Annotated in this window: 8 protein-coding genes; 6 read left to right on the top strand and 2 right to left on the bottom strand. The window is 72.6% G+C overall.

What is annotated here, in order from left to right; genetic code table 11:
* Nucleotides 1-82: 82 nt before the first annotated feature.
* Entirely contained in the window at nt 83-841 is a 759-nt protein-coding gene (locus ACFV61_RS20670; RefSeq protein WP_380493129.1) for a DUF5324 family protein, read from the bottom strand.
* Nucleotides 842-1035: 194 nt separating this feature from the next.
* Between ACFV61_RS20670 and ACFV61_RS20665 the strand changes: the two genes are divergently transcribed.
* A complete protein-coding gene (locus tag ACFV61_RS20665) occupies nt 1036-1881 on the top strand; it encodes a rhomboid family intramembrane serine protease (RefSeq protein WP_380493127.1) in 846 nt (281 codons plus the stop codon).
* Between the two features lie 334 nt (nt 1882-2215).
* Here ACFV61_RS20665 and crgA read toward each other — a convergent pair whose 3' ends face one another.
* Nucleotides 2216-2464, bottom strand: coding sequence for a cell division protein CrgA (crgA, locus tag ACFV61_RS20660; RefSeq protein ID WP_063348451.1), 249 nt, complete (start codon nt 2462-2464; stop codon nt 2216-2218).
* A 175-nt stretch (nt 2465-2639) separates the two neighbouring features.
* On the opposite strand from crgA, the gene ACFV61_RS20655 reads away from it, so the two are divergent.
* From ACFV61_RS20655 to ACFV61_RS20635, 5 genes are all read left to right on the top strand, one after another.
* A complete protein-coding gene (locus tag ACFV61_RS20655) occupies nt 2640-3398 on the top strand; it encodes a DUF881 domain-containing protein (RefSeq protein WP_380493131.1) in 759 nt (252 codons plus the stop codon).
* Between the two features lie 69 nt (nt 3399-3467).
* Entirely contained in the window at nt 3468-3647 is a 180-nt protein-coding gene (locus ACFV61_RS20650; protein WP_063348450.1) for a hypothetical protein, read from the top strand.
* Between the two features lie 63 nt (nt 3648-3710).
* On the top strand, nt 3711-4382 hold the full coding sequence (locus ACFV61_RS20645) for an aminodeoxychorismate/anthranilate synthase component II (RefSeq protein ID WP_063348449.1): 672 nt from the start codon (nt 3711-3713) through the stop codon (nt 4380-4382).
* Between the two features lie 5 nt (nt 4383-4387).
* Nucleotides 4388-5539 (top strand): class E sortase, encoded by a 1152-nt coding sequence (locus ACFV61_RS20640; protein ID WP_380493125.1) that lies wholly within the window; start codon nt 4388-4390, stop codon nt 5537-5539.
* 37 nt (nt 5540-5576) lie between these two features.
* A complete protein-coding gene (locus ACFV61_RS20635) occupies nt 5577-6380 on the top strand; it encodes a class E sortase (RefSeq protein WP_380493123.1) in 804 nt (267 codons plus the stop codon).
* The last annotated feature ends 143 nt before the right edge of the window (nt 6381-6523 follow it).

Here is a 6523-nt window from a genome sequence, read left to right as displayed (position 1 = left end):
GACCTGAATCCCGGTCAGCGGCCGATCGGCGTTTCCGCGCCCTCTGGGGGTGTCGGACACGCCCAGAGGGCCGGGCGACGGGTCAGTGCGGTCCGCGCGGGTCGTGCGGCTTGGGGTGGTCGCCGTCGTCGTCGGGCCGGCCGGGTGGCGGAGCGGGCTCGGTGGCCGTGTCCGCCGGGGTGGCGGCGTCGACCGGCCCGGGGGCCGTCGCGCCGGCGGCGTGCGCACCGGCGGGTTGGTCGGCCCGGTCGGTCGGGGGTTCGACCAGCCACTCCGGGTTGCTGTGCCGGCGCCACCACTGCCAGGCCACGATCCCGCCGCCGATCGCCAGCACGCCGGCCACGGCGAGGCCGGTGGCCAGGCCGTTGCACCGCTTCCTCCGGGCGTTGCGGGCGGCGAGGTGGCTGATCTCGGCCGAGGTGACGTTGCCGTGCAGCGCGGTCAGCGCGGCGGCGCCCCGGGTCTGGGCCTCCTGGGCGACCGGGGTGACGGCGGCGCGGGCCTCCTCGACGGCCTGGACGACCCTGGGACCGACCGTGGAGCGGGCCTGGTCGGCTGCGCGGGCGGCGGAGAGCCGGGCCGCCAGGGCGGCCTCCTGGGCGCGGTGGAAGGCCTTCAGGACGTGCTGCTGGGTTTCGGGGGGCAGGCTGGCGAAGGCGTGACCGAACTGCGGGGCGATGTGCCGGTCGTACTGGACGCGGAGGCTCTGGGCGGCCTGGGCGGCTTTCGGCCCGAGGGTGTCCAGGGCCGGGCCCAGGCGCTGCTTGGCGCCGTCCGCGAGGTGCGCGGCGGTGTCCCGGGTCTTGGTGGCCGTCTCACGAGCCGAGTCCGAAAAGGTCACGAGTCTCTCCTCCTGGGTGGCGTCCTTTATGCACATATCCACCTGAATGCTGATCATGCATGCTGATTTGTCCACCGGCATGTCGGAGTGGGCCGTACGCGGACTGTGGGAGCGGCCGGGGGGAAGGCCCGATGTCGGATCCGCCGCAGTAGGCTGGCGATTTCAGCGGTCCCGTACGGGAGGGGAAGAACCTGATGCTGACCGGCTGCTACCGGCACCCGCAGACGGCCACCGGCGTCTCCTGCACCCGCTGTGAGCGGGCGATCTGCCCGCAGTGCATGGTGGCCGCCTCGGTGGGCTTCCAGTGCCCGGAGTGCGTCGGCGGCGGGCACGCCGGGACGCGGCGGGCGACCACCCGGTTCGGCGGGGCGATCGCCCAGGACGGCGGGCTGGTCACCAGGGTGCTGATCGGCATCAACGTGGTGGTCTTCGTGCTGGCCGCCTACGTGCTCACGCCGCGGCTGGGCCAGGTCTGGGAGCTGTACAGCGTCGGGCGGGCCGTCCTGGGTGGTCCGGACGGCGTCGCCGACGGCCCCGCCCAGTGGTACCGGCTGCTGACCTCGGTGTTCCTGCACCTGCAGTGGTGGCACATCGGGATGAACATGCTGGTCCTGTACTGGCTTGGCCCCACGCTGGAGGCGGCGCTCGGCCGGCTGCGGTTCCTGGCCCTCTACCTGCTCTCCGGCCTGGGGGGCAGCGCCCTGGCCTTCCTGATCGACGGCAACTCGCTGCGGTCGGTGGGGGCCTCGGGCGCGATCTTCGGGCTGATCGGCGCCACGGTGGTGATGCAGCTGCGGAACCGGGGCCCGCTCGGCCCGGTGATGGCGTTCCTGGTCTTCAACCTGGTCGTCACCTTCTCGCGGACGGACATCGACTGGCGGGCGCACATCGGCGGCCTGGTGGTGGGCGCGCTGACGGCGGCCGGCCTGATGTACGCCCCGCGCGAGCGTCGCGGCCTGGTCCAGGGGCTGGCGTTGGCGGGGTCGCTGGCCGTGGTGGCGGCGATGCTGATGATCGGGATGGCCCGCTACGGCGCGTGACGCCGTGGGTGTTTGTCCACAGCGGGTGCGGGGTTGTGCACAGGCTGTGTGCCGCCCGGGGTGTGGACTGCTGTTCTACGCGTGTCCTGCTGTGCGGTTTTCCCATGCTCGGGAAGTTGTGCACAGCCGTGGAAAGCCCGCGGTCGAAAAGTTATCCACAGGCTGGGGAGACTTTTCCCCAGTGTGGATAACCATGTGGATAAGCGTGACCATCCGATGATGGGGATAACCGACCGGTTTCCCGCCCGTGTCCGGGCATGCCTGACCGCCGCCCGGCACCAGTGGCCCGAAGCGGCGGAGGTGGCTCGATCGGAGCCTCAGGAGGAGCGGGAAGCTACTTCCACTGGGTGGAGACGCCGAACCCCGCGGCGATGAACCCGAAGCCGACCAGGATGTTCCAGTTCCGCCAGCCCTCGACCGGGTAGCTGCCGCTGGTCACGTAATAGGTGACGATCCAGACCAGGCCGATCAGGAACAGCGCCAGCATCAACGGTGCGACCCAACTACGGCCCGAACTGATCTTCACCGTGGCCGTGGTCGGCGGGGTGTAGTCGGACTTCTTGCGGAGTCGAGACTTCGGCACGAGGAGCTCTCCTGTCGATGCGCTGTGAGACCGCGCAGAGGTGCAGCGGGGGTCGGTCTGCCGGCGACGGGCGGTGCGGAACGCATGGGACCGTTCCCGCACGCGCCACCGGCGTCCGTTAGCGTAGTGGCTCGGTGGGTCTTAAGGAGATAAGGGTACGGTGCCTAATTTGTCGATTCCCCCTCGGCCGACCACTACCCGCCGCTCCGGCACCCGAATTGTCGGGCGTGCCCTGACCTGTGTGGTCTTCGCGCTCGCCGGACTGCTGTTCTACATCAGCGCGCAGACCGCCCGCGGCACCGACCTGCGGACCGACAACTCGCTGCTGAGCCTCGGCGACGTGATACGCCAGCGCAGCTCGCAGAACCAGCAGGCCCAGGCCCAGCTGGCAGACCTCCAGGCCCGCGCGCAGGAGCTCACCGGGCAGCAGGGCGGCAACCCCGCCGACGCCGCCCGGCTGGACGACCTGCGACTCGGCGCGGCCCTGGAGCCGCTGCAGGGCGGCGGCCTGACCGTCACCCTCAACGACGCCCCGCCGAACGCCACCGCCCGCATCCCGGGCGTCCCCGAGCCGGGCGTCAACGACCTGGTCATCCACCAGCAGGACATCCAGGCCGTGGTCAACGCGCTGTGGCGGGGCGGAGCCGAAGGGGTGCAGGTGATGGACCAGCGGCTGATCTCCACCAGCGCCGTCCGCTGCGTCGGCAACACCCTGCTGTTGCAGGGCCGGGTCTACTCGCCGCCGTACGTGGTCCGGGCGGTCGGCCGCACCGATGCGCTGAAGGCCGCCGTGGACGGCGACCCGACGATCCGCAACTACCTCCAGTACGTCCAGGCGTACGGGCTCGGCTGGAAGGTCCAGGAGAGCGGTGACCTGACCCTCCCCGGATACTCCGGGACCACCGAGCTGCGGTCGGCGGGCGGGCAGCAGTAGCGGACCGGCCTCGCGGTCGTTGATCCCGGGTCTACTCTTGACCCCAGTCCGCTACGTCGAGGGAGCACCATGTACGGCTGGATCTGGCGTCACCTCCCGGGAAACACCCTGGTCCGCGCCGTCGTCTCGCTGCTCCTCATCGCGGGGATCGTCTATCTCCTCTTCACCTACGTCTTCCCGTGGGCGGAACCGTTGCTCCCCTTCGGTGACGTCACAGTGGACGGCGGCGAAGGTGCCGCGGCCGGCTGAACCGGCGGCCCTGCTCCTCCACCCTGCCGACCCCGCCCCGCATCCCACGGAGACCACGCGAGAATGACCACCCAGCCGACCGCGCCCCGCATCCTGGTCGTGGACAACTACGACAGCTTCGTCTTCAACCTGGTCCAGTACCTGTACCAGCTCGGTGCCACCTGCGAGGTGGTGCGCAACGACGAGGTGACCGTCGAACACGCCGTCCGCCGGTCCGGCGGCGAGGACGACCAGGGCTTCGACGGGGTGCTGCTCTCCCCCGGGCCCGGGGCGCCGGAGGAGGCCGGGGTCTGCATCGGGATGGTGCACCACTGCGCGGGGATCGGGCTGCCGGTGTTCGGCGTCTGCCTGGGCCTGCAGTCGATCGCGGTCGCGTACGGCGCGGTGGTCGACCGGGCACCGGAACTGCTGCACGGCAAGACCTCGCCGGTCGAGCACGAGGACGGCGGGGTGTTCGAGGGACTGCCCTCGCCGCTGACCGCCACCCGGTACCACTCGCTGGCGGTCGAGCCGGCCACCGTGCCGGACGAGCTGGTGGTCACCGCGCGCACCGACAGCGGCGTGATCATGGGTCTGCGGCACCGCGAACTGCCCGTCGAGGGCGTGCAGTTCCACCCCGAGTCGGTGCTCACCGAGGGCGGCCACCGGATGCTCGCCAACTGGCTGGCGGAGTGCGGCTACCCGCAGGCCGTGGACCGGTCGGCCGGGCTCGCCCCGGTGATCGGCCGGGGCTGAGCGGCGTGACCGCGCTGCGTCCGGAGGGGCGATACCAGCCGGCGGCGGGCCCGGGAGACGGACAGCCGTACGGCGGCGCGCAGCACGGCGACGGCCCGTACGGCGGCGGTCCGTACGGCGGCGGCCCGTACGGCGACGGGCAGCACCACGGCGACGCGGCGGCGTACCCGCAGCCGTACCCGGCGCAGCCCGGACAGGGCGCCGCCGAGGACGCCTGGGGCGTGTACGAGCAGGCCGAGCAGCCCGCCGCGTCCGGACCCGAGTACCCGTGGCTGCCCGACCAGACGCTCCAGCTGCGCCTGCCCCTCGACATCGGCGGGCCGGCCGCGGAACCGGCCCCGCCCACCGGCGGCCGGGCCGAGCGCCGCAGGGCCGCCCAGGGCCGGACCTCCGTGCGCGCGGGCGTCGGTCGGCGTCGGGCGAGCGGCCGGGGCGCCGGGGCGAAGGCGCGGCCCAAGGAGTCCGCGGTCGTGGTGGCCGCGCGGCTCATCGGGGAGCTGTGCATCACGCTCGGCGTGGTGATGCTGCTCTTCGTCTCGTACCAGCTCTGGTGGACCAACGTGCAGGCCGACGCGGCCGCCGACGGCGCCCGCAACCGGCTGGAGCAGCAGTTCGACGCGGCCCTGGCGCCGCCGAAGCCCGGGCAGCCGGCTCCGGACCCGGCCAAGCCGGAGTCGTTCGAGCCCGGCAAGGGCTTCGCCATCATCTACCTGCCCAAGCTGGGGCTGAAGTTCCCGATCGCCGAGGGCACCTCCAAGCCGGCGGTGCTCGACAAGGGCCTGGTCGGCCACTACACCGGCACCGGGATGCCGGCCGACAAGGCGGGCAACTTCGCGCTGGCCGCGCACCGCAACACCCACGGCGAGCCGTTCCGGTACATCAACCAGCTCGGCAAGGGCGACAAGATCGTGGTGGAGACCGCCACCTCGTACTACACCTACGAGGTCACCAGCAGCATCCCGGAGACCTCCCCCAACAACGTGAGCGTGATCAAGCCCGTCCCCAACGGCGCCGGTTACGCGGGCGCCGGCCGGTACATCACGCTGACCACCTGCACCCCGGAGTTCACCTCCAAGTTCCGCCTCATCGTCTTTGGCAAGATGACCGAGGAACGGCCGCGCAGCCAAGGCAAGCCGGCCGCGATCACGGGCGGGTGACCGCCCGGGCACCCGGCACGAAGGGGGAGCACCGGAGATGACGGACGAGACCGCGCAGTCGGCCGAGCCGCGGGAGGAGGCCTTCCCGCCACCCGAGACCGGCCCCGCGCCCGCCCGGCGCGGCCGCAGCCGGGCGCTGGCCGCACTCGGCGTCTTCGGCGAGCTGCTGATCACCCTGGGACTGGTGCTCGGCCTGTTCGTGGCCTACTCGCTGTGGTGGACCAACGTCGAGGCGGACCGCTCGGCGGCCGCGGCCTCCGACCGGCTGCGCGACACCTGGGCCGCGAGCCCGACCGGCACCCCCTCGGCGCCCCCCGGCGGGACGCCCGCCCCCGCCGCGCCGTTCGCGGCCGGGGACGCGGTCGGCTTCCTGCACGTCCCGGCGATGGGCCGGGACTACCAGGTGCTGATCCGGATGGGCACCGACAGCGACACCCTGGCCGAGGGCGTGGCGGGGGTGTACGAGCAGCCCTACCGCGCCGCGATGCCCTGGGACCAGGCCGGAAACTTCGCGCTGGCCGCCCACCGGGACGGCCACGGAGCCAAGTTCCACGACCTGGACGCGGTGCACAAGGGCGCCGCGGTCGTCGTCGAGACCAAGGACAAGTGGTACGTCTACCGGGTCGACAGCACCCTGCCGGAGACGTCCAAGTACGACACCGGCATCGTCGCGCCCGTCCCGGTCGGCTCCGGCTACACCGGACCCGGCCGGTACATCACGCTGACCACCTGCACGCCGGTGTACACCTCGCGCTACCGGATGGCGGTCTGGGGGAGCCTGGTGCGGGTGGACGACGTGGACGCCAAGCGCACCCCGCCGCCGGAACTGCGCCAGCCCTGAACCCGTCGGCCGCTGTTGCGGCCCGGCCCTTGCGGCCCGGCACTGAGAACGCCCTGCACCGAGAACGGGCCGCGGGGGCGCGGCGCCCCCCGGGCGCGGGCCCCCGGCGGGGGGGCGGGCCCCCAACACCCCCCCCCACACAC

Origin of the sequence: Kitasatospora sp. NPDC059817, from assembly GCF_042731835.1 — a bacterium.
Taxonomy (GTDB): Bacteria; Actinomycetota; Actinomycetes; order Streptomycetales; family Streptomycetaceae; genus Kitasatospora.
The sequence above is the reverse complement of the archived record's forward strand: the minus strand, read 5'-3'. Positions and strand labels throughout refer to the sequence as shown.

Bases quoted from the DNA above. Each gene is read 5' to 3' on its own strand.
- ACFV61_RS20665 (WP_380493127.1), top strand. From the start codon at position 1,036: ATGCTGACCGGCTGCTACCGGCACCCGCAGACGGCCACCGGCGTCTCC.
- ACFV61_RS20650 (WP_063348450.1), top strand. From the start codon at position 3,468: ATGTACGGCTGGATCTGGCGTCACCTCCCGGGAAACACCCTGGTCCGC.
- ACFV61_RS20645 (WP_063348449.1), top strand. From the start codon at position 3,711: ATGACCACCCAGCCGACCGCGCCCCGCATCCTGGTCGTGGACAACTAC.
- ACFV61_RS20635 (WP_380493123.1), top strand. From the start codon at position 5,577: ATGACGGACGAGACCGCGCAGTCGGCCGAGCCGCGGGAGGAGGCCTTC.